We start from the raw sequence: 21,740 nt of genomic DNA on the forward strand, positions 1-21,740 counted from the left end.
ATCATCTTTTTGTAACTTATGGAATTTTTAAGGAAATTTTAAGGTTTTCTTTCACAAAAAATTAAGATTCAAATGATATGATAAAAGTAACATGGGGAGGAGATGAATGTGAATCCGTTTCAAACGATGCGAGCTAGATATTTTTTAATTGTATTTGCACTATTAATTTTAATAGCACGAAGCAGTAATGAATTGCTAGAAAGTACATTTCATATACAGAATTCATCTTTTATAAATATGCTTATATTTTATATCCTTCCAATAATATGGATTTTTTACGGATATAGAAAGCATCGTGTTTCATTTTCATTATTTATTAATAGAAACGAAACATTTAACCTAGTGCAAGTTTTGTACATCGCGATTATGCTTTGTATGTTTAGTTACGGCTATCTTATTTTATATATGTACAGCTTTGCATGGATTACACCAGATTTTATTATGAATGCCTTGCATGAACCGATTATAGATAGTACCGGGGGATATGTATTTCAATTTATTAGGGTTGTATTTATCGCGCCTATTGTCGGAGAGTTTGTTTTTCGAGGGTTTTTACTGCAGCGTTTTGCAGCAAAATGGGGTACTAGTATAGCAATGGTCGTTGTAGCACTTTTATTTGCGATATTACATGTCGATTTTCTCGGTGCCGCCGTATTTAGTATCGTATTATCAATCGTATATATTCGTACGAAAAGCTTACTCATGCCAATTGCGATACATATGTTAAACAATACATTTGTACTCTGTGCATCTTTCCTAGTAAGTAGAGAAAAAATCATGAGTTTTGCAGATTTCTCAAACTATACGACGTTCTTTCCAGGACTTATTATTTTTATAACGGGATTAAACTTAGTACTCATCTTTTTATTTGTTAACCGCAAATATTGGAGTAAAGAAATGCCAGCTATATATGTAGAGCAGGAAAAAATCTTTTCAGACGTAGTGGGGAGTAAATGAGATGAAGAAAACGATTGAAAAAATATTGAAAGACATTATAGATTCTACGTCTATTACAGATATGTGTGATAGAAACGTTTGCCATTGGCTTCAACCTGTAGTAGATACGATTGTGTTTCCAGAGTATTACTTATTTTCTAGTACTCATTTAAAAGAAAATATTATTTCTCTTCTTATTGTGTTAGGGGTTTTACTAATATTTGGTCTAATTGTAGAAGAAATGATGAAGCGCATCTTCAAAAAAAATGAAGAGAAGTATATGTGGGTTCATAAAGTATTCGAGAAAGTAATAGTGGCTTTCCTTTTGTTTTATGGCATGAAAACAATCATTTACTTTATAGCTTTGAAACATCATTAATTCGAAATTTGAAAGGGATGTATAAAATTATATGAATGAAACAATATCATCAAATAAGTTTTTTTATTTGATTGTGCTTAGTATAGTGCTGATAACGACAGTCAATGTTATTCTTCGCTGGGAGGAAGCGTATTTCTTTATGTATTTAGCACTCCATTTGTTAGGAATATTATGTATAAGCGGCGGAGTAGTTGCTGAGAAAAAGCATGAAGAAAGTATTAATTATATGTGTGTGATGGGTCTTATTTTACTTTTAACTGTACAAGGTATTATGAAATATAGTTCTTTTTCTTTGCAAGATTTTAGTTTGTTAATAGATGTACTTCCTTAAGAAGGATTTTAAGGACTATGAATATATACGATATGTAAAAGGCACTGGTTTGTAAGTACATTTCTTATACCAGATTATGAGCCGGTGAAACTCTTCTTGTAATAGAAGAGTTTTTTTATGTAAATTGAACGAGCTAGAGCAATTATCACGATTAGCTTGTTCTAATTTTGAAAGTACGAACTTACAATAATAATAGACAGGCAGCATAGAGGAGGGAATAGCGTGAGGAAAGTTATTGGGTGGTCGCTTTTTTTATACGTTGGGTTTGCGTTACTTATATATTGGTATTTATTTGGATGGAATCATGAACTCATTCCGGACATGTATAAAGGAACGAGTGCAGATCCAGAAACCTTTATGAATGCGAGGGAGCTTACGCTAAGTCAAGATTATTCGCGTGTGAAAAATTTACTGTTCTTTTTAGCGACGCCTCTTGAATGGATTATTTTATTATTTGTACTCGTGCTCGGTATTTCAAAAAAGTTTGAGAAATGGTCGAAGGAAACGACCAAAATAAATGTCTTACAAGTTGCGATTTATTTCTTTTATTTATCACTACTAACAACAGTTCTTGCATTACCGATGCAATGGATCGGGCGTAAAGTGTCCGTTGATTACGGAATATCTACGCAAAGCACACAAAGCTGGATAAAAGATCATGTCATCGATTTTTGGGTGAACTATGCGACTATGTTACTCATTGTTACGGTTTTGTTATGGCTCATCCGTAAATTCCCGAAGAGATGGTGGCTAGCAGGATGGGCGCTCTCTGTTCCGTTTACGATTTTCTTAACGTTTGTGCAACCTGTTGTAATTGATCCACTTTATAATGATTTTTCAACGCTGAAAAATAAGGAATTAGAAACGAAAATTTTAGCGATCGCAGATAAAGCTGATATTCCAGCTAAACACGTATATGAAGTAAATATGTCGGAAAAAACGAATTCGTTAAATGCGTACGTAACGGGAATTGGCCCTAACGCCCGTATTGTAATGTGGGATACAACACTTAAGCAATTAAAAGATAAAGAGATTTTATTTATTATGGCCCATGAAATAGGGCATTATGTTATGAAACATATATATTGGGGCGTTGCGAGCTATGTGTTGCTATCGTTTATAGGTATGTATTTAATTAGTCGTATTATAAATATGTGTATTCGAAAATGGGGAGATACACTGCAAATTCCAAAATTAGCATGTTTCTCAATTTTACCTTTATTTTTCTTAATTTCCTCTTTATTATCTTTTGCAGCACAACCAGCAACAAACTACGTTTCTCGTATAGAGGAACGAGCGGCAGATCAATACGCTTTAGATATGACGAAAGATGGAAATTCAGGTGTGAAAACTTTTCAATATTTATCAAAAACGAGCTTAAGCCAAGTAAATCCACCTGCGTTAGTGAAGTTTTTCTTATATACACATCCACCAATTTTCGAAAGAATTCATACGTTTGAACAATATGAAAAACAAAAAAACAAGAAGTAGCGATTATGCTACTTCTTGTTTATAGAAATATAAGTTTGGTATTGGGAATATTTATCATTGCTTTTTATTGTGATTTTGTAAATAATAAGCTATAAAATTCTAAAAATCTATATATAAAGGAATAAAGGTGGAAATATGTATTTTTTACAAAATTTAAAAGTGAAACATAAATTATTCTTACTTATCTCATTAGCAGTTTTGGGCATGGCAATTATGAGTTGTGTAGCAATTAATTCTATTAATAAGATTAAGCACGATACAGAGGTTGTAGTAGATGATTATCAAAATTCTGCAGTTTTATTAGAAGGAATGCTTCGTACACAAAATTCACTAGAATATAACTTACTAGAATTAATTACAACGTCACAAAATGAAGGGACAAATAAAGAAGGGATTATTGGTAATGTTGAAAAGGATCTTAAAAAATATGATTCTTTATTAAAAGAATATGATGATGGCGTTAATTTAAGTAAGCAAGAGGATGAACTGTTTCAGAAGATGAACAAATCTTTGCCAAGTTATATGGAGACATATAAGAAGTTGTTTGACAAAGCAAAGGGAACAAATGAATCTCAAATGGTAAACGAATTTCAAAAGGACTTAAAACCGAAGGGAGTAGAGTTAGCTGCTTATGCTGTAGATTTAGAAGAGTATGTTTCAAATTTAGCTGACCAAGTATTTAAAGATTCTCAAAAAATGATAGATCGGTCCGTTATTACCTTTATCATTCTTGCAGTAGTTACTACAATCATTATATGTATAGTAAGTTATATTATTAGCAAACTTATAGTTGCTCCTTTACAAACGGTTAGTCGTATGATGGAAAGAGCAAAAGAGGGAGATTTAACTGTACATGGTGAGTATAATGCTAAAGATGAATTAGGTATATTAGTAAGTGATTTTAACGAGATGATTGCAGGGCTAAGAACAAATATGCAAGAAGTAGAGAATAATATTCAGCTTTTATTCCAACATGCAGACGGAGTAGTATCTGCATCAGAAGTATCTAGCGGTGCAGCAAAGAAAATCACTATGGATATTGAAGAAGTTGCCAATGGCGCAGAGAGCCAAATGCAAGCAATGGAACAAACTGCGGGTGCGATGGAAGAGTTGACACAAGGAATGCAGAGTATAGTGAATACATCATCCTCTGTAAATGAATTGTCTGCTCAATCAGCATTAGATGCAGAGAGTGGTAACAAATTAATGAAACAAATGATTCAACAGATGGATACAATCCAAAATTCAGTACATAGCGGTGTCAAACAAGTTGAGACTATGAAGGAACAATCAGAAGAGATTGTTAAAATCATTGATGTTATGCAAGGTATTACCTCTCAGATTAACTTATTAGCATTAAATGCCGCAATTGAGGCTGCACGTGCTGGAGAAAGTGGTAGAGGATTTGCAATTGTGGCAGATGAAGTAAGAAAATTAGCAGAACAATCTAGTGATTCTGCAAAACAAATTGAGAAACTTATTATTCAAGTTATGGGAACAACGAACCATACGGTAGACATGATGGGGAAAGTAGATAATGAGGTACAGGCAGGTACACAAGTAGTGATGAATACAGAAAAAGTATTTGGAAAAATCACTGAAAAAGTGCAGCAAGTATCTAATCAAATTCAAACTGTATCTATGTCTACAGATGAAATTGCAGCGAGTAGTGAGGAGATTTCTGCTTCTGCAGAAGACATGGCTCAAATTTCCCAAAGATCATCTGATCGAACTGATAGGGTAAAAGAGTCTATTCATCAGCAAGAAAAATCAGTTCAAGAAATCTCAGTTTCAATTGAGCATCTGCATAGCGTAGCAGGAGGATTAAAGCAGATTGTTTCACAATTTACTCTTCAAAAATAGTATATTTAAGTTTATATATAGTGAAATTCCTCTGAATAAATAGCAAAAAAATCATCCTTTATAAGAAATAAAGGATGATTTTTTTATTATGAAAATTTGGTGTGAACTCTACTTTTTACATTCTATTTTTTTACAGTTTTTCAATTGTGATATATAATGATATGTAATGTTTTTAGAATTTTTAGTTTATAAAGAGATGATTGTAGGGGGAGGAGAAAATTGTTTCATTCAAAATCAATGCCGGCTATAAAAATGATCCTTTCGATGTCTATTTTCGGATCGATTGGATTTTTTTCTGTCCAAACGGGTTTACCATCTTTTGAATTAGTATTTATTCGTTGTATTTGTGCGACTTTATTTTTAACGCTATGTTGGTTTGCAACAGGACAATATAAAAATGAGAAATGGAATAAAAAAGAAATTGTGCAAATATTAGCGTGTGGCGTATTTCTCGTTTTTAACTGGGTGTTTTTATTTAAAGCGTTTGAACTCATGTCGATTACAATTGCGATTTCAGTGTATCATCTCGCTCCAATTATCGTATTAATGATCGGTAGTATCGTATTTAAAGAGAGACTTACAGTATTTGCTGTTATGTCCATTGTTATTTGTTTTATCGGCACAGTGTTAGTAGCTGGAGTGGACGGTAGTATGTCGCTTGAGAAATTAATGTCATCTGGAATGGTATGGGCACTTCTTGCGGCTTTATTTTATGCTTTTACAACGTTGCTCGGAAAAGGAATTAAGCATACGAGTGCATATGCGATGACCTTTTTACAAACGTTTTTAGGTATATTTTTATTGCTACCATTCGTAGATTTCGGGAAGTTTCAAGGATTAACAGAGATGAACTGGATGATGATTACTGCGACAGGACTTATACATACTGGGTTTGTATATTACTTATTTTTTGACAGTTTAAGAGATTTACCGACGAGACTTATTTCTGTATTAGTGTTTTTAGATCCTGCTGTTGCAATTTTGTTAGATACGATCTTTACTGGATTCAGACCGACGAGTATGCAAATTGTAGGGATTGCCTTAATATTTGTAGGAATGGCATTTACTTTTCGAAAGGGAGCAGAGAAGGAACTATCGGTGAATACGAGTGCAACATAATCTACTTATCTCACTATTTGTAGCAATAAAGTGAAATTTCAAAATGCAAAGGAGATCATAAAGAGATTATAGAATACTTCATTATATATCACATTAGATTGGACACTTCCCTTTTGACAATAGAAGAAGGAGTAAGGTGGTAAAAATGTTTCTTCTAGAAGATTTGCATTTTATCGTACATTCATCAATAAATGAATACTCCTAAATCAGTGAAGCTTATGAAAATACATGACTAAAAATATTTGCTCATGTTATTTGGAAATGCTTCATATGTAGTATGGATAACTTCGTATTATCTATTATTTTTCTATTTTAAATTAAATAGAAATAGGGAGAGAGGACAATGAAGAAAAAAATATTGAGTGCTATGATGATTGCGACAATGGTAGGAGGACTATTTGTAGGAACGAATGTTGCGCCTGTAAAAGCGGAAGAGTATCCGGAAATGATTGTATTTGATGATGTTCCATACGGATATTGGGCATTTGATGCTATTATGGATTTAGCTTATCATAAAATTATAGTAGGGTATGGAAACGGAAAGTATGGTGTTGGAGATCTTACAACACGTGAACAAGTAGCTGGGGTTATTTACAGAACACTTGAAATGAAAGAAGAAGGATCAGTAGCGAATCCATATAAAGATCTGTCTGAAAGTACAACGAATTTCAAAAAAGAAATTTTAGCATTAACAAAACGTGGTGTTTTTCAAGGGGATGGACAAGGAAATTTTAGGCCGAAAGCGCCAATTTCCCGAGCAGAAATGGCTGTCGTTCTAAAAAAAGCATTTACTTTTGAAGTGAAACAAAAACATACATTTAAAGATGTCCCAAAAGGTCATTGGGCAGAAGATGCAATTAGTGCACTCCAATCTAATAATGTTGTAAGAGGAACTGGTAATGGTATGTATGAATTAAATCGCTTTGTACCTAGAGAGCAATATGCTCAGTTTATAAACAATGCGATTATTAATTATCATTTGAAAGAAGACTGGAAATAGAATAGGAAAAGGTCATTGTTGTATAACAGTGACCTTTTTTGTGTGAAATAAAGCGCGAAAGAAAGGCGGTTTGAAAAAAACGAAGTGAATTTTCAAAAAAAACTTCCTTTTCTGAAGATTTGTTATATAATATAAAACATAAAATCAAATCTGTTATAAAACAGTTTAAGAAGGGGATGCTAATATGTCGACGCAAACTTCACGGGTTACACTGGCCGGAGAAATGTTACCAGCGTACAACGAAATATTGACACCTGAGGCGCTTAGTTTTTTAAAAGAACTACATGAAAATTTCAATGGGCGCCGCATAGAACTTTTACAGAAGCGTGTGGAGAAACAAAAACGAATTGATGCGGGAGAGTTTCCGAAGTTTTTAGAGGAAACAAAAAGCATACGTGAAGGTGATTGGACAATTGCCCAGCTTCCGAAAGATTTAGAGGATCGCCGCGTGGAGATTACTGGGCCGGTGGATAGAAAGATGGTCATTAACGCTTTAAATTCAGGAGCACATCTTTTTATGGCAGACTTTGAAGATTCGAATGCACCAACTTGGAGAAATGCTGTCGAAGGTCAAATTAACTTACGAGATGCGAATAAGGGAACGATTTCACATAAAAATGAAAACGGAAAAGAATATCGTTTAAATAGTAAAACAGCTGTATTAATTGTGCGTCCGAGAGGGTGGCATTTAGAAGAAAAACATATGCAAGTTGATGGCAAGAACATGTCTGGCAGTTTAGTAGATTTTGGCTTGTACTTTTTCCATAATGCGAAGGTGCTTTTAGCAAAAGGAAGTGGCCCGTACTTTTACTTACCGAAAATGGAAAGTTACTTAGAGGCAAGATTATGGAATGATGTTTTCGTATTTGCTCAAAAGTATATCGGTATTCCGAACGGAACGATTAAAGCGACTGTGTTAATAGAAACGATTCACGCTTCATTTGAAATGGATGAAATTTTGTATGAACTAAGAGATCATTCTGCTGGTTTAAACTGCGGGCGATGGGATTATATATTTAGTTTCTTAAAGAGCTTCCGTAATCATAATGAATTTTTACTTCCGGATAGAGCGCAAGTCACGATGACAGCGCCGTTTATGCGCGCGTATTCTTTGAAAGTTATTCAAACGTGTCATCGTCGTAATGCGCCAGCAATCGGAGGGATGGCGGCGCAAATCCCAATTAAAAATGATCCAGAAGCAAATGAGGCAGCTTTCGAGAAAGTGCGTGCTGATAAGGAGCGCGAAGCTTTAGACGGTCATGACGGGACTTGGGTTGCCCACCCGGGACTTGTACCGGTTGCAATGGAAGTATTTAATCACATAATGAAAACGCCAAATCAAATTTTTAGAAAGCGTGAAGGAATACGTGTAACAGAAAAGGATTTATTAGAAGTACCGATGGGAACGATTACAGAAGGTGGTCTTCGCACGAATATTAACGTCGGTATTCAATATATTGCATCTTGGTTAAGCGGGCGGGGAGCAGCTCCAATTTATAACTTAATGGAAGATGCAGCAACAGCAGAAATATCAAGAGCACAAGTATGGCAGTGGATTCGTCATGAGGGTGGAAAGCTAAGTGATGGCCGTAATATCACTTTTAAATTAATGGAAGAATTGAAAGAAGAAGAACTAGCAAAAATAGAAAGAGAGATTGGTAAGGAAGCATTTAATAAGGGGAGATTTGAAGAAGCTACAAAACTGTTTACAAACCTTGTTCGTAATAACGAGTTCATGCCGTTTTTAACATTACCGGGTTATGAAATTTTATAAGAAACAAGAAAAGGGGATGGAACATATGAAAAACGAAAGAATTGATAAATTGCAGGAAAGCTGGGAATTAGATACGCGCTGGAAAGGGATAACACGTCCATATACAGCTGAAGATGTAATTCGTCTGCGCGGATCGATTGATATTGAACATACGTTAGCGCGCTGCGGTGCAGAGAAGCTTTGGAAATCACTTCATACAGAAGATTATATTAATGCACTTGGAGCATTAACAGGAAACCAAGCGATGCAACAAGTGAAGGCTGGATTAAAAGCAATTTATTTAAGCGGTTGGCAAGTAGCGGCAGATGCGAACCTTTCTGGACATATGTATCCGGACCAAAGCTTATACCCAGCGAACAGTGTGCCAGCTGTTGTAAAACGAATTAACCAAACACTTCAACGTGCTGATCAAATTCAGCATATGGAAGGTAACGGTGATACGGATTATTTCGTCCCAATTGTGGCGGATGCTGAAGCTGGGTTTGGTGGACAGTTAAACGTATTTGAATTAATGAAAGGGATGATTGAAGCGGGTGCATCTGGCGTGCACTTTGAAGACCAATTATCTTCAGAGAAAAAATGCGGGCATTTAGGCGGTAAAGTATTATTACCGACGCAAACAGCGGTGCGTAATTTAATTTCGGCACGTCTTGCTGCGGATGTAATGGGTGTACCAACAATTATCGTCGCAAGAACAGATGCAGATGCGGCAGATTTAATTACGAGCGATATCGATCCAGTTGATCAAGAGTTTATTACAGGCGAAAGAACGCCAGAAGGGTTTTATCATACGAAAGCAGGTCTTGATCAAGCAATTGCACGTGGTTTAGCGTATGCGCCGTATGCAGATCTCGTTTGGTGTGAAACGTCGGAGCCAAATTTAGAAGATGCAAAACGCTTTGCGGACGCAATTCATAAGAAATATCCAGGGAAGCTACTTGCTTACAACTGTTCCCCTTCTTTTAACTGGAAACAAAAATTAGATGAAAAAACGATTGCAAGCTTCCAAAAAGAAATTGCATCGTACGGTTATAAATTCCAGTTCGTAACGCTTGCTGGATTCCATTCATTAAATTACGGCATGTTTGAATTAGCGCGTGGTTATAAAGAGCGCGGCATGGCAGCGTACTCTGAATTACAACAAGCAGAGTTCGCAGCAGAGAAATACGGTTACTCTGCAACGCGCCATCAACGCGAAGTAGGAACAGGATACTTTGATGAAGTAGCACAAGTGATTACAGGCGGTACTTCATCAACGACTGCTCTAAAAGGATCCACAGAAGAAGAACAGTTTACGAAATAAAGGTATAAGTAGGTGCCCCAAAAAATATTTTTAGGGCACTTTTCTTATTTATTATTACGTCGCTGACATTGTTAAACTTTGTCGGAAAGTGGATGTAATTTTATTTGTCGTCGTATTGTGGAACGTTCACTTCTATTTAAAATATCCAATCTAATATAGTGAATATACCAACGATAGCAGTAAAAAGAAGGAATGCGAATAATGATAGGCAGCCCCATGTAAATAGTTTGTCTTTCCATGTTTCTTCATAATCATCAATTAGTTCCTCTATCACTTTTTTCTGCAATGGCTGTAAGGGACGTTCGGTGTGTAGTCCTGTAATAATGTTACGATCTCCTTTGAATTTTAAAGCACGTACAATATGATAAGAGTCGTTTCCCATCGATTTTTCAAATTGTAGACATGCCGCGTGCATAACATCTGTTTTCTCTTTTTCAAGATACCAATACCGTCCGGCCATTTCTGGGTATTGTAATGTAAAGTAAATGTCCCCGAGTTTTTTCCTAAGTGCTAATTCATTCGGATAAGTAGTGATTAATCCGTGTAATCTATCTCTTGCTTTTCCAAGGTTGTTATTTTCAATATCTTTTTCAATTCTCTTTAATGTTTTTTTAGGGATTATTTCTGTCATACACGCCTCCTTATTAGAATAGGTATGGTTATATTTTATAAGAAATACTAAAATTTAGAAATTTTATTTTTAAAAAGATTGTACATTCTATTTTAAGTGTGTTATGATAATACCAGTTGAATAATTAAATTAAGCAATCCATATATTATCAAATGCCGAAAACAAACGGGAAAAGTATGTGAGAACTAGTTTATGTTTCGAATTTGATAATGTGTGGATTCTTTTTTTATACATGAAGACTAAATAAAATGTATTTTCGTAGGAGGAAATAATTATGACAGTTACAGGACAAGTAAAATGGTTTAACAATGAAAAAGGCTTCGGTTTCATCGAAGTTCCAGGCGAAAACGATGTATTCGTACATTTCTCTGCAATCGAAACTGATGGTTTCAAATCTTTAGAAGAAGGCCAAAAAGTTAGCTTCGAAATCGAAGATGGCAACCGTGGACCTCAAGCTAAAAACGTAATCAAACTATAATTTTATAGTTTATTATAGAAAAAAGGATGGCTTATGCCATCCTTTTTTTTGTTGGTGAGATATACGATATTTATATTAGTAATAAAGACAGCCTAAAAAGTACGATTGAAGAAATAAAGGCGTACTCGAAAACTTATGAAAATGATAAAGTGACGGTAATTGATTTGAGGAAGTCTCATTCTCGGTATTTAGATCAAGAACCATATATAATCATAGTACAGGTTGAAAGAGATACAGAGAATCTTGGAAAAAAAATAGTAGGTTTTTTTGAGGGTGAAGAAGAATGAAGGAAATGGCAATCAGTATGTAAAAAGGGCTTTCCGTAAAGGAAGGCCTTTTAGTGTTCTTTCACAGCTTTTTTCTTTTCACGTTTCTTGCATTCTGGACATTTAGATTTACGAAAAGACTTCGCGAAGAACAGTAAAATAAAAAATAAACCGAATATAATACTCGCTGAATTTTTTACGATAACAATGCTACTATTTTTCATTTGAATTGTTGGATGATCTTGCTTTTCTTCCATGAGAGACCTCCGTATATTTGATTTATATTTTAATTATAGCAAAATTAATTGCTGTAATTATATGAAAAGGGGAATGTGTTAAACATATTACAAATGATATAAATTCTTTTTTCGTATATAGAATCCTCTTTTTATACAGATTATTCTCTTGATATCCATATATTTCTATTAACATATTTGTATTATATTTGATTTATTATAAGTATTTGTAAAGAATCGCATAATGTAAACCATTTCCTTTTCGTAGGTGCTACTATAAAAGGGAAATTAAATAGCAATCGAAAATTAAAAAAAGAGAGGTGAAAAATCTGTTACTAACAAAAGAGCGAGTATAGATAAAAGTATTCTTAGCGTGCAAAAACTACATACTCTAAGGATATACATTTGCCTATATTTGTAGTAGCAGACAGTAGACTATGGAAAGTAAAGTAGAACGTTATGTCGAAAACTATGTTGTAAGCAAAAATACAATGGCCTTACTTCCTGTTGTTCTAGGAGAAAAGAAAGTTGTTACGCGAATTGTAGAAATGGAAGATTCTTTTTTCGTATTTCAAAAGCCTCTTGATATTATAGAGAGAAGTTGCCGGAAGCATGGTTCTAGTTTCTTTGGAAGAAAAGAAGGAACGAAGGAGTTAACTCGTATTACACATAAAGCTCCTATCGCAATTAGCCCGACAGATCAACTTTATTTTTTCCCTACGTATTCTTATTCTCGAAAAGAGTGTGCGTGGTTATCTCATTTTCATATTGAAGATAATAAAGAATTAAAAGATGGAAATCTTATTATTAGATTTATAAATGGTTTCGCTGTGAAACTAGAAATGTCAAAAAGTAGCTTTGAAAATCAGCAAAATCGTACAGCGAAATTACGGACAGAGTATGAAGATCGTAAGAAAAAACAAGGAAATCCTTGCTTTAAAGAGATTGATAAAAATGAAGAATCTAAATTAACACCAGCATATGAGAAAGTGTATTTTGTGAAGGAAGGCGAAGTGTGAGAGGGAAAGGGTGGGGAGACTCATCCTTTTTATTTGTCTGTTTTTGTCGGAAAGTCGATAAAAATCAAATTGTGGTCGATGTATTCAGAAAATCACCAGTGTAATTTCATTTACCGAAAAAATCATCAAAAAATATTGTTCCTCAAACAACCAAACGTACAACAAACCTTGTCGAATATTGAAAGATTATCATAGCATAATAATGAAGGAATTCTAGCGAATGATATGGAAACTTTAATAAATACATCTCCATATGTCGTATCTACCATTTCCTCTTTCATTTAAGCGATGATACAGTAGAGGTAGTAATTAGAGTAAAGGGGTAAAGTGTAGAATGGATTTTCAAACGATCAAAGAGTATTTTTCACCAGAAAATATGGATCATATTGTTGAAAGTTATCGTGCGTTCGGACCGCTTCTCGGTATTGGCTTACCGATGATTGAGGCGCTTATTCCGGCATTGCCACTCATTGTGTTTGTGTTGGCGAATGCTGTTGCATTTGGTTTTTGGTTCGGTTTTCTTTATTCATGGATTGGGTCAGTAATTGGTGCAATGCTTGTATTTTTCATTATTCGTAGCTTTGGAAGAAGTCGTTTCTTTTCTTTTGTAAATAAGCATGAGAGAGTGCGAAAAGCGATGGGATGGATTGAAAGAAAAGGGTTCGCGCCAATCTTTGTTATATTTTGTTTTCCGTTCACACCATCTGCGCTTATAAATGTTGTAGCTGGTTTGTCTCGTATTAGCGTAAAACAGTTTGGACTAGCATTAGCATTTGGAAAGCTTGTTATGATCTTTATTTTAACGTATATCGGTCATGATTTAGTGTCATTTATTCATAAGCCGGTGAAATCGGTTATTGTGGGCGTTGTTATTTTTATTTTATGGTATGTCGGTAAAAAAATTGAAGTAAAGTTAGAACTACATTAGGAAAAGTCTTCTTTGCAAAAATAAGCTTCATCATTAAAGGGCGAGGGGAGAAGCGAATGAAGAAAACTTTGAAAAAAGAAGGGCTAGAGTGGGTAAGAACAATTTTAATTGGTGTACTATTAGCTGTATTTTTTCGAACGTTTTTCTTTTCAACGTATGTTGTAGAGGGGAAGTCAATGATGCCGACATTGCAAGATGGAAATATGCTCGTTGTGAATAAGGTGAGTTATCAAGTAGGGGACTTGAATCGATTTGATGTCGTCGTTTTTCATGCGAATAAAAAAGAGGACTATGTAAAGCGAATTATCGGTTTACCTGGGGATCATATCGAATATAAGCATGATAAATTATATATAAACGGACAATTCGTGGATGAACCTTATTTAGAGACGTATAAGAAAGAGACAAATGGACGGCAATTAACAGGCGATTTTAAACTAGAAGAGTTAACGAAAGAAAAGTTTGTACCACCCGGTTCTATTTTTGTAGTTGGTGACAACCGCCTTGGTAGCTGGGATAGTAGGCACTTCGGTTTTGTGAAAGCTGATACAGTTGTCGGTAAAGTTGATCTACGATATTGGCCGATTCAAGAGGTACAAACGAATTTTTCAAAAGGCTGATATAATAAAATGAAGTATAAGGAAAAGACAAACGAGTATGTTTGTCTTTTTTATCGTCCTATAATACAATTGTGATAGCAAACTAACGTTCGTTATGTAAGTGAAAGGTGGGGTTTCATGTCACTTCGATTTGTGATTGGTAGAGCTGGAAGTGGAAAAAGTACACTTTGTTTACACGAAGTGCAAGAAGAGTTAAAACAGCGCCCAAGAGGGAAAACAATATTATATCTTGTGCCAGAACAGATGACATTCCAAACGCAGCAGGCGTTAATTGGGAGCGAAGATGTAAGAGGTTCTATTCGGGCACAAGTTTTTAGTTTTTCGCGATTAGCGTGGAAGGTGCTGCAAGAAGTTGGCGGAGCGAGTCGTCTTCATATTGATGAAGCTGGTGTACATATGTTGCTTCGTAAAATTGTAGAATCTCGTAAAGATGGACTATCTGTGTTTCAAAAAGCAGCGGAGCAAAACGGTTTCTTTGAACATCTTGGTAGTATGATTGCTGAGTTTAAACGTTACAATGTGACGCCGTCTAGCGTATATGAAATTTGGCAACAATTAGACACGCATAGCAGTAGTGCAGAGCAAAAGCTACTAGCGAATAAAGTGTATGATTTACAGTTACTATATGATGATTTTGAACGTGCTTTAATCGGAAAGTATTTAGATTCAGAAGACTACTTACAATTATTAATTGAGAAGCTTTCAGACTCTGAGTATGTAAAAGGCGCGGAAATTTATATAGATGGATTCCATTCATTTTCTCCTCAAGAGCTAGAAATCGTTAGAGGGCTAATGAGATTAGGAACAAGAGTAACAATAACATTAACGATAGATGAAAAAACGTTAGCGCAGCCAGTGAATGAACTAGATTTATTTTATGAAACGACGTTAACGTATGAAAAAATAAAACAAGTAGCGCGTGAAGAGAAAATAGAAATTGAAAAAACAATTCCACTTATGGAACAACCGCGTTTTCATTCTCCAGCATTAGCTCATTTAGAAACGCATTATGAAGCGCGTCCGAATGAAAAGTATTATGGTGAAGCGAGTGTAACAATTAGTACAGCAGCTAATTTACGAGCTGAAGTAGACGGTGTAGCTCGTGAAATTAGAAGACTTGTGGCGGATGAAGACTATCGTTACCGAGATATCGCAGTCCTTCTTCGTAACGGAGAAAGTTATTACGACGTAATGCGAACGTTATTTACGGATTATAATATCCCGCATTTCATCGATGAAAAACGCCCAATGTCACATCATCCGCTAGTAGAATGTATTCGTTCTGCACTCGAGATTATTAGCGGGAATTGGCGTTATGATGCAGTATTCCGCTGCGTGAAAACAGAGCTTTTATATCCATTAGATGTAAGAAAAGAAGCGATGCGCGAAGAGATGGATGAGTTTGAAAACTACTGTTTAGCGTACGGTGTACAAGGGAAGAGATGGACTTCTGAAGATCCGTGGATGTATCGTCGTTATCGTTCTCTTGATGATGCGAGCGAAATGATAACAGACAGTGAGCGTGAAATGGAAGAGAAAATAAATCGACTTCGCGACGTTGTAAGAACGCCAGTTATTCGTATGCAAAAAAGACTGAAGCGTGCTGGAACAGTTATGCAAATGTGCGAAGCGGTATATTTATTTTTAGAGGAGCTTGACGTTCCGAAAAAACTAGAAGAATTACGTGTTCGTGCAGAAGAAAATGGAGATTTCTTATTTGCGACAGACCATGAGCAAGTATGGGAAGAAGTGATGAATCTTCTTGATACGTTCGTTGAGATGCTTGGCGAAGAGAAGATGTCCCTTTCAATGTTTACGGAGGTTATGTCGACAGGTCTTGAGGCACTTCAATTTGCGAACATTCCGCCGTCACTAGATCAAGTGTTAGTTGCTAATATTGATCATTCTAGATTATCAGATATTAAAGCGACGTTCATTATTGGAGTAAATGAAGGAGTGATTCCAGCAGCGCCTATGGATGAAGGTATGCTTTCTGATGAGGAAAGAAATGTTCTCACCGCTGCAGGTATCGAATTAGCACCAACGACGAGACAAACTTTATTAGAAGAACAGTTCGTTATGTATCAAATGGTGACGAGAGCATCTGAGAAGTTATACATTTCCTGTCCGCTTGCGGATGAAGAAGGAAAGACGTTACTTGCTTCTAGTTTTATTAAAAAAATAAAAAGAATGTTCCCTGATGTGAAAGAATCGTTTATTACGAATGATGTAAATGACTTATCGCGTTCGGAACAAATCTCATATGTAGCAACGCCAGAAGTAACGTTGTCTTATGTCATGCAGCAATTGCAAACGTGGAAGCGTTACGGATTTGAAGGCAATTTAGACTTTTGGTGGGACGTATATAACTTCTACGTTACTTCAGATGAATGGAAGCAAAAAAGTAGCCGTGTGTTATCAAGTTTATTCTACCGAAATCGTGCACAGAAACTAAGTACAGATGTAAGTAGGGATTTATATGGAGATACAATTAAGGGAAGCGTTTCTCGTATGGAGCTATTTAATCGCTGTGCGTACGCTCATTTTGCTCAGCACGGTTTATCGCTAAGAGAGCGTGATATTTTCAAACTTGATGCGCCAGATATCGGTGAGTTATTCCATGCAGCGCTGAAGAGAATTGCAGACAAGTTATTACGTGAAAATCGGACTTGGGCGGATTTATCAATAAAAGAGTGTGAACACCTTTCTGCTTTAGTAATAGAAGAAATTGCACCGTTATTACAAAGACAAATTTTATTAAGTTCGAACCGTCATTTCTATTTAAAGCAAAAACTACAACAAATCATTTTCCGTACGTCACTTATTCTTCGTGAACATGCGAAGTCGAGTGGATTTGTACCAGTTGATTTAGAAGTACCGTTCGGTATGGGCGGGACTGGATCTCTTCCGCCAATGGAATTTGCGTTGCCAAATGGTGTGAAGATGGAAGTAGTTGGCCGTATTGACCGTGTTGATAAGGCGGAAGATGAGAGTGGTACGTTCCTTCGTATTATTGATTATAAATCAAGTTCGAAAGCGTTAGATTTAACAGAAGTGTATTACGGACTCGCACTTCAAATGTTAACGTATTTAGATGTTGTTACTTCAAATGCACATACGTGGATGAAAAAGGGCAGTACTGCATCACCGGCGGGTGTATTGTATTTCCATATTCATAACCCGATTGTTGAGATGAAAGGCGATGCATCTGAAGAAGAAATTGAGAAAGAAATTTTAAAGAAATTTAAAATGAAAGGTCTCGTACTAGGAGATGCTGACGTTGTGCGTTTAATGGATAATAAACTTTCAACAGGAAGCTCTGATATTATTTCTGCTGGTCTGAAAAAAGATGGTAGTTTTAGTGCGCGTTCTAGCATTGCAAGTGAACAAGAGTTTAACGTACTACAAAAATATGTACACCACTCGTTTGAAAATATCGGAAAAGACATTACAGAAGGTGTTATCGATATTGCTCCTTACAAAAAGGGGAATAAAGCGGCATGTACGTTCTGTAACTTCAAATCTGTTTGTCAATTTGATGAATCACTTGAAGATAACCAATTCCGTACGTTAAAAGATATGAAAGATAGCGAAGCGATGGAGAAAATTAGAGAGGAGGTTGGCGGAGAATGATAGAAAATTGGCCTCAGAAACCAGAAGGTAGTCAATGGACAGATGACCAGTGGAAAGCGGTTGTAGCGAACGGACGTGATATTTTAGTCGCAGCGGCAGCTGGATCAGGGAAAACAGCGGTATTAGTTGAACGTATTATTAAAAAGATTATAAGTGAGGAAAATCCAGTCGATGTCGACCGCCTGCTCGTTGTAACATTTACGAATGCAGCAGCGCAAGAAATGAAAAATCGAATTGGGGAAGCGTTAGAAAAAGTATTAATTGATGGGCCAGGTTCACAGCATATAAGAAAGCAGCTTAGCTTATTAAATAAAGCTTCCATTTCAACAATTCATTCATTTTGTTTACAAGTTATTAGAGGATATTATTACATGCTTGATGTCGATCCTCGTTTTCGTATTGCGAACCAAACAGAAAATGAGTTATTAAAAGAAGAAGTGCTAGATGACATATTAGAAGAAGAATATGGAATCGAAGATAATAGTATTTTCTTTGAACTAGTTGATCGTTATACGAGTGACCGTAGTGACGATGACTTACAACGAATGATTTTAGCGCTTCATACAGAATCAAGAGCGCATCCAAACCCGGAGAAGTGGCTTGATAAATTAGTAGAAGCATATGACGTTGAAGGAAAGACGATTGAAGATTTAGTGTACGCTTCTTACTTATTAGAAGATGTGAAGTTTCAGCTTGAAACAGCGGAAAAGCATATTCGTAAGGCGACTGAACTCGCAATGCTTCCTGATGGTCCAGCGCCTCGCGTTGAAACTTTACAAGCGGATTTAGCTTTACTTGGAACGTTATCCTCAGCAGCGAGTGGATCGTGGACAAGCGTTTATGAAGCGATGCAAAATGTATCGTGGCAAACGTTAAAGCGTATTAAAAAAAGTGATTACAAGGAAGATGTTGTAAAACAAGTAGATTCTCTTCGTAATAAAGCGAAAGATGAAGTGAAGAAATTACAAGAAGAGCTATTTAGCCGCAGACCCGAAAGTTTCTTACGAGATTTTCAAGATATGCATCCTGTATTAGAAAAACTCGTGAAGCTTGTAAAAGTATTTACAGAGCGTTTCCAAGCGATTAAGCGAGATAAAGGAATGGTCGATTTCACAGATTTAGAGCATTTCTGTTTGCAAATTTTAAGCGAGCAAAGTGAAGGCGGTGAAATGAAGCCGTCAGCAGTAGCACTTCAATATCGTAATAAATTTGCTGAAGTACTAGTTGATGAATATCAAGATACGAACTTCGTACAGGAATCAATTATTAAATTCGTAACGAAAGATTCTGAGAGTGAAGGAAACTTGTTCATGGTTGGTGACGTAAAACAGTCAATCTATCGTTTCCGACTAGCAGAGCCTGGTTTATTCTTAGGAAAATATAAACGTTTCACACAAGAAGGATCGGGCGGCGGAATGAAGATTGACTTAGCGAAAAACTTCCGTAGCCGTCATGAAGTGCTAGCAGGTACGAACTTTATTTTCAAACAAATTATGGGCGAAGAAGTCGGCGAAATTGATTATGATGCTGACGCTGAATTAAAGTTAGGTGCTAGCTATCCAGAAGGTGAAGATGTAGCGGCCGAGCTATTATGTATTCAGCAAACTGAGGAAGAAGTTCAAGACGGTGAAGAAGGTGCCGAAGTAGAAAAAGCGCAGCTTGAAGCTCGTCTTATGGCGCAGCGTATTAAAGCAATGGTCGATTCAGGCTATGAAGTGTATGATCGTAAAACCGATAGTATGCGCCCAGTGCAATATCGTGATTTCGTTATTTTACTTCGCTCCATGCCATGGGCGCCGCAAATTATGGAAGAGTTAAAACTACAAGGAATTCCGGTATATGCTGACCTTGCGACTGGTTACTTTGAAGCGACAGAAGTAAATATTATGATGAACGTATTCCGCGTAATTGATAACCCGATGCAAGATATTCCGCTTGCAGCTGTACTTCGTTCACCGATCGTTGGACTAAATGACGAAGAACTTGCGACGCTTCGTGCTCATGGAAAGAAAGGCTCGTTTTATGAAGTGATGAGCTCATTCTTAAAGGGAGCGCCGCTTGAAGAAGAACAAGAACTGCATGATAAATTAGAGTGGTTTTATAACTTACTGCAAGGGTGGCGTGAATTTGCGCGACAACAATCACTTTCCGATTTAATTTGGAAAGTGTACGGTGAGACAGGCTATTACGACTTTGTCGGCGGTTTACCAGCCGGAAAGCAAAGGCAGGCAAACTTACGCGTACTATATGATCGTGCAAGACAATATGAAGCAACATCGTTTAGAGGATTATTCCGCTTCTTACGTTTTATTGAGCGTATTTTAGAACGCGGAGATGATATGGGAACGGCGAGAGCTCTTGGAGAACAAGAAGATGTTGTTCGCATTATGACGATTCATAAAAGTAAAGGGCTAGAGTTCCCAGTCGTATTTGTAGCTGGACTTGGTCGCCGTTTTAATACACAAGATTTAATGAAGCGTTTCTTACTTCATAAAGATTTCGGTTTCGGTTCACAATTTATCGATCCTCGTAAACGAATTAAATATACGACATTATCGCAACTAGCGATTAAGCGTAAAATGAAGATGGAATTAATTGCGGAAGAAATGCGCGTACTATACGTAGCGTTAACACGTGCAAAAGAGAAGTTAATTTTAATTGGAACAGTTAAAGATGCAAATAAAGAAATGGAAAAATGGCTCGATGCAAGAGAGCATAGTGAATGGTTATTACCAGACCATATTCGTGCCGGAGCGTCTTGCTACTTAGACTGGATTGCACCTTCCTTATATAGACACCGTGATAGTGAAATGCTTCTTGAATTAGGTCAAGGAAATATTCCAGGCGAAATTTATGAATATAGTGCTAGCTGGAAAGTAGAAGTTGTTGAAGGAAAAGATTTACTTGCACCAGAACCAGTTCAAGAAGAGAAACAAGAGTTATTAGAAGCGCTTCGTGATAAAAAACCTGTTCCGTTAGAAAGTGAACGGAAAGAAGAAGTGTACGACAGATTGATGTGGGAATACGGGTATGCGGACGCGACATCTCACCGTGCGAAACAGTCTGTTACAGAAATAAAGAGAAATTATCAATCTGAAGAAGGTAGCGATAACGCCTTTATTAAAAAACTTCGTGCACCAATTAAAACACGTCCGCGCTTTATGGAGAAAAAAGGGCTAACATACGCAGAGCGAGGGACAGCAGTCCATGCCGTTATGCAGCATGTAGATTTGAAGAAACCAATTACGATTGAAGTTCTTCAAGAACAAATTGCAAGAATGGTAAATAAAGAACTATTAACATTTGAACAAGCTGAAGAAATAGCGATTGAAAAGGTAATTTCATTCTTTGACAGTGACTTAGGTAAAAGGGTATTAGCAGCAAAAAGTGTTGAACGTGAAGTACCATTTACGATGATGCTTTCAGCAGAAGAAGCGTATCAAGATTGGCAAGGGAAGAAAGGCGAATCAATACTTGTCCAAGGGGTTATCGACTGCATGATCGAAGAGGAAGACGGAATTACTTTAATCGACTTTAAAACAGATACGATTGAAGGAAAGTTCCCAGGCGGATTTGATCAAGCGAAACCAATTTTAGAAGACCGATACAAAGTACAGCTTTCACTATATGCAAAAGCACTCGAGAAAAGCTTAAAACATCCTGTGAAAGAGAAATGTTTATATTTCTTTGATGGAAATCATGTTGTAAATATTGACGAATAGAGCTTAGAAAG

Annotated in this window: 18 protein-coding genes and 1 pseudogene; 17 read left to right on the forward strand and 2 right to left on the reverse strand. The window is 36.2% G+C overall.

Features of this window, described 5'->3' with window-relative positions; translation table 11 throughout:
- The first annotated feature begins 108 nt into the window (after positions 1-108).
- The 9 genes from MR066_RS04840 (at position 109) to aceA (ending at position 10,196) form a co-directional block, all read left to right on the forward strand.
- Entirely contained in the window at positions 109-957 is an 849-nt protein-coding gene (locus MR066_RS04840) for a CPBP family intramembrane glutamic endopeptidase (protein WP_242246150.1), read from the forward strand.
- Position 958: 1 nt separating this feature from the next.
- Positions 959-1,315 carry a hypothetical protein gene (locus MR066_RS04845; protein WP_242246151.1) on the forward strand — a complete coding sequence of 119 codons (357 nt, stop codon included), beginning with the start codon at positions 959-961 and terminating at the stop codon, positions 1,313-1,315.
- A gap of 31 nt (positions 1,316-1,346) precedes the next feature.
- Positions 1,347-1,646 (forward strand): hypothetical protein, encoded by a 300-nt coding sequence (locus MR066_RS04850; protein ID WP_088292285.1) that lies wholly within the window; start codon positions 1,347-1,349, stop codon positions 1,644-1,646.
- A 222-nt stretch (positions 1,647-1,868) separates the two neighbouring features.
- Entirely contained in the window at positions 1,869-3,137 is a 1,269-nt protein-coding gene (locus tag MR066_RS04855) for a M48 family metallopeptidase (RefSeq protein ID WP_088038842.1), read from the forward strand.
- Between the two features lie 135 nt (positions 3,138-3,272).
- A complete protein-coding gene (locus tag MR066_RS04860; protein ID WP_242246152.1) occupies positions 3,273-5,000 on the forward strand; it encodes a methyl-accepting chemotaxis protein in 1,728 nt (575 codons plus the stop codon).
- 219 nt (positions 5,001-5,219) lie between these two features.
- Positions 5,220-6,119, forward strand: coding sequence for a DMT family transporter (locus tag MR066_RS04865; protein WP_098167249.1), 900 nt, complete (start codon positions 5,220-5,222; stop codon positions 6,117-6,119).
- A gap of 343 nt (positions 6,120-6,462) precedes the next feature.
- Entirely contained in the window at positions 6,463-7,119 is a 657-nt protein-coding gene (locus MR066_RS04870; RefSeq protein ID WP_098167250.1) for an S-layer homology domain-containing protein, read from the forward strand.
- A gap of 184 nt (positions 7,120-7,303) precedes the next feature.
- A complete protein-coding gene (aceB, locus tag MR066_RS04875; RefSeq protein ID WP_242246153.1) occupies positions 7,304-8,893 on the forward strand; it encodes a malate synthase A in 1,590 nt (529 codons plus the stop codon).
- 25 nt (positions 8,894-8,918) lie between these two features.
- The gene (gene aceA, locus MR066_RS04880; protein ID WP_002140795.1) at positions 8,919-10,196 is read left to right on the forward strand and encodes an isocitrate lyase; all 1,278 of its coding nucleotides are present in this window, start codon (positions 8,919-8,921) and stop codon (positions 10,194-10,196) included.
- 136 nt (positions 10,197-10,332) lie between these two features.
- Here aceA and MR066_RS04885 read toward each other — a convergent pair whose 3' ends face one another.
- Entirely contained in the window at positions 10,333-10,827 is a 495-nt protein-coding gene (locus MR066_RS04885) for a DUF6584 family protein (protein WP_002011284.1), read from the reverse strand.
- 274 nt (positions 10,828-11,101) lie between these two features.
- Here MR066_RS04885 and cspA point away from each other — a divergent pair, with 274 nt between their 5' ends.
- Together cspA and MR066_RS04895 are read left to right on the forward strand one after the other, a co-directional pair.
- Entirely contained in the window at positions 11,102-11,305 is a 204-nt protein-coding gene (cspA, locus tag MR066_RS04890) for an RNA chaperone/antiterminator CspA (protein ID WP_002011282.1), read from the forward strand.
- A 26-nt stretch (positions 11,306-11,331) separates the two neighbouring features.
- Entirely contained in the window at positions 11,332-11,592 is a 261-nt protein-coding gene (locus tag MR066_RS04895; protein ID WP_242246154.1) for a hypothetical protein, read from the forward strand.
- A 50-nt stretch (positions 11,593-11,642) separates the two neighbouring features.
- On the opposite strand, the gene MR066_RS04900 is transcribed toward MR066_RS04895, so the two are convergent.
- A complete protein-coding gene (locus tag MR066_RS04900; protein WP_098167252.1) occupies positions 11,643-11,828 on the reverse strand; it encodes a hypothetical protein in 186 nt (61 codons plus the stop codon).
- A 289-nt stretch (positions 11,829-12,117) separates the two neighbouring features.
- On the opposite strand from MR066_RS04900, the pseudogene MR066_RS04905 reads away from it, so the two are divergent.
- The 6 genes and pseudogenes from MR066_RS04905 to addA form a co-directional block, all read left to right on the forward strand.
- Positions 12,118-12,195 (forward strand): annotated as a pseudogene (locus tag MR066_RS04905) (RNA-guided endonuclease TnpB family protein); the annotation flags it as partial.
- A gap of 49 nt (positions 12,196-12,244) precedes the next feature.
- Positions 12,245-12,826: a competence protein ComK gene (locus tag MR066_RS04910; RefSeq protein ID WP_002011279.1), complete on the forward strand. Its 582-nt coding sequence runs from the start codon at positions 12,245-12,247 to the stop codon at positions 12,824-12,826.
- Positions 12,827-13,160: 334 nt separating this feature from the next.
- The gene (locus MR066_RS04915) at positions 13,161-13,754 is read left to right on the forward strand and encodes a TVP38/TMEM64 family protein (protein ID WP_002011278.1); all 594 of its coding nucleotides are present in this window, start codon (positions 13,161-13,163) and stop codon (positions 13,752-13,754) included.
- A 56-nt stretch (positions 13,755-13,810) separates the two neighbouring features.
- A complete protein-coding gene (gene lepB, locus MR066_RS04920) occupies positions 13,811-14,374 on the forward strand; it encodes a signal peptidase I (protein ID WP_002011277.1) in 564 nt (187 codons plus the stop codon).
- 117 nt (positions 14,375-14,491) lie between these two features.
- Positions 14,492-18,007 carry a helicase-exonuclease AddAB subunit AddB gene (gene addB, locus MR066_RS04925; protein WP_242246155.1) on the forward strand — a complete coding sequence of 1,172 codons (3,516 nt, stop codon included), beginning with the start codon at positions 14,492-14,494 and terminating at the stop codon, positions 18,005-18,007.
- Positions 18,004-21,729 (forward strand): helicase-exonuclease AddAB subunit AddA, encoded by a 3,726-nt coding sequence (addA, locus tag MR066_RS04930; RefSeq protein WP_242246156.1) that lies wholly within the window; start codon positions 18,004-18,006, stop codon positions 21,727-21,729. Before addB ends, addA begins: the two co-directional genes overlap by 4 nt.
- Positions 21,730-21,740: the final 11 nt, after the last annotated feature.

The sequence above is a fragment of the Bacillus cereus group sp. BfR-BA-01523 genome (assembly GCF_022662615.1).
Lineage (GTDB): Bacteria > Bacillota > Bacilli > Bacillales > Bacillaceae_G > Bacillus_A > Bacillus_A mycoides.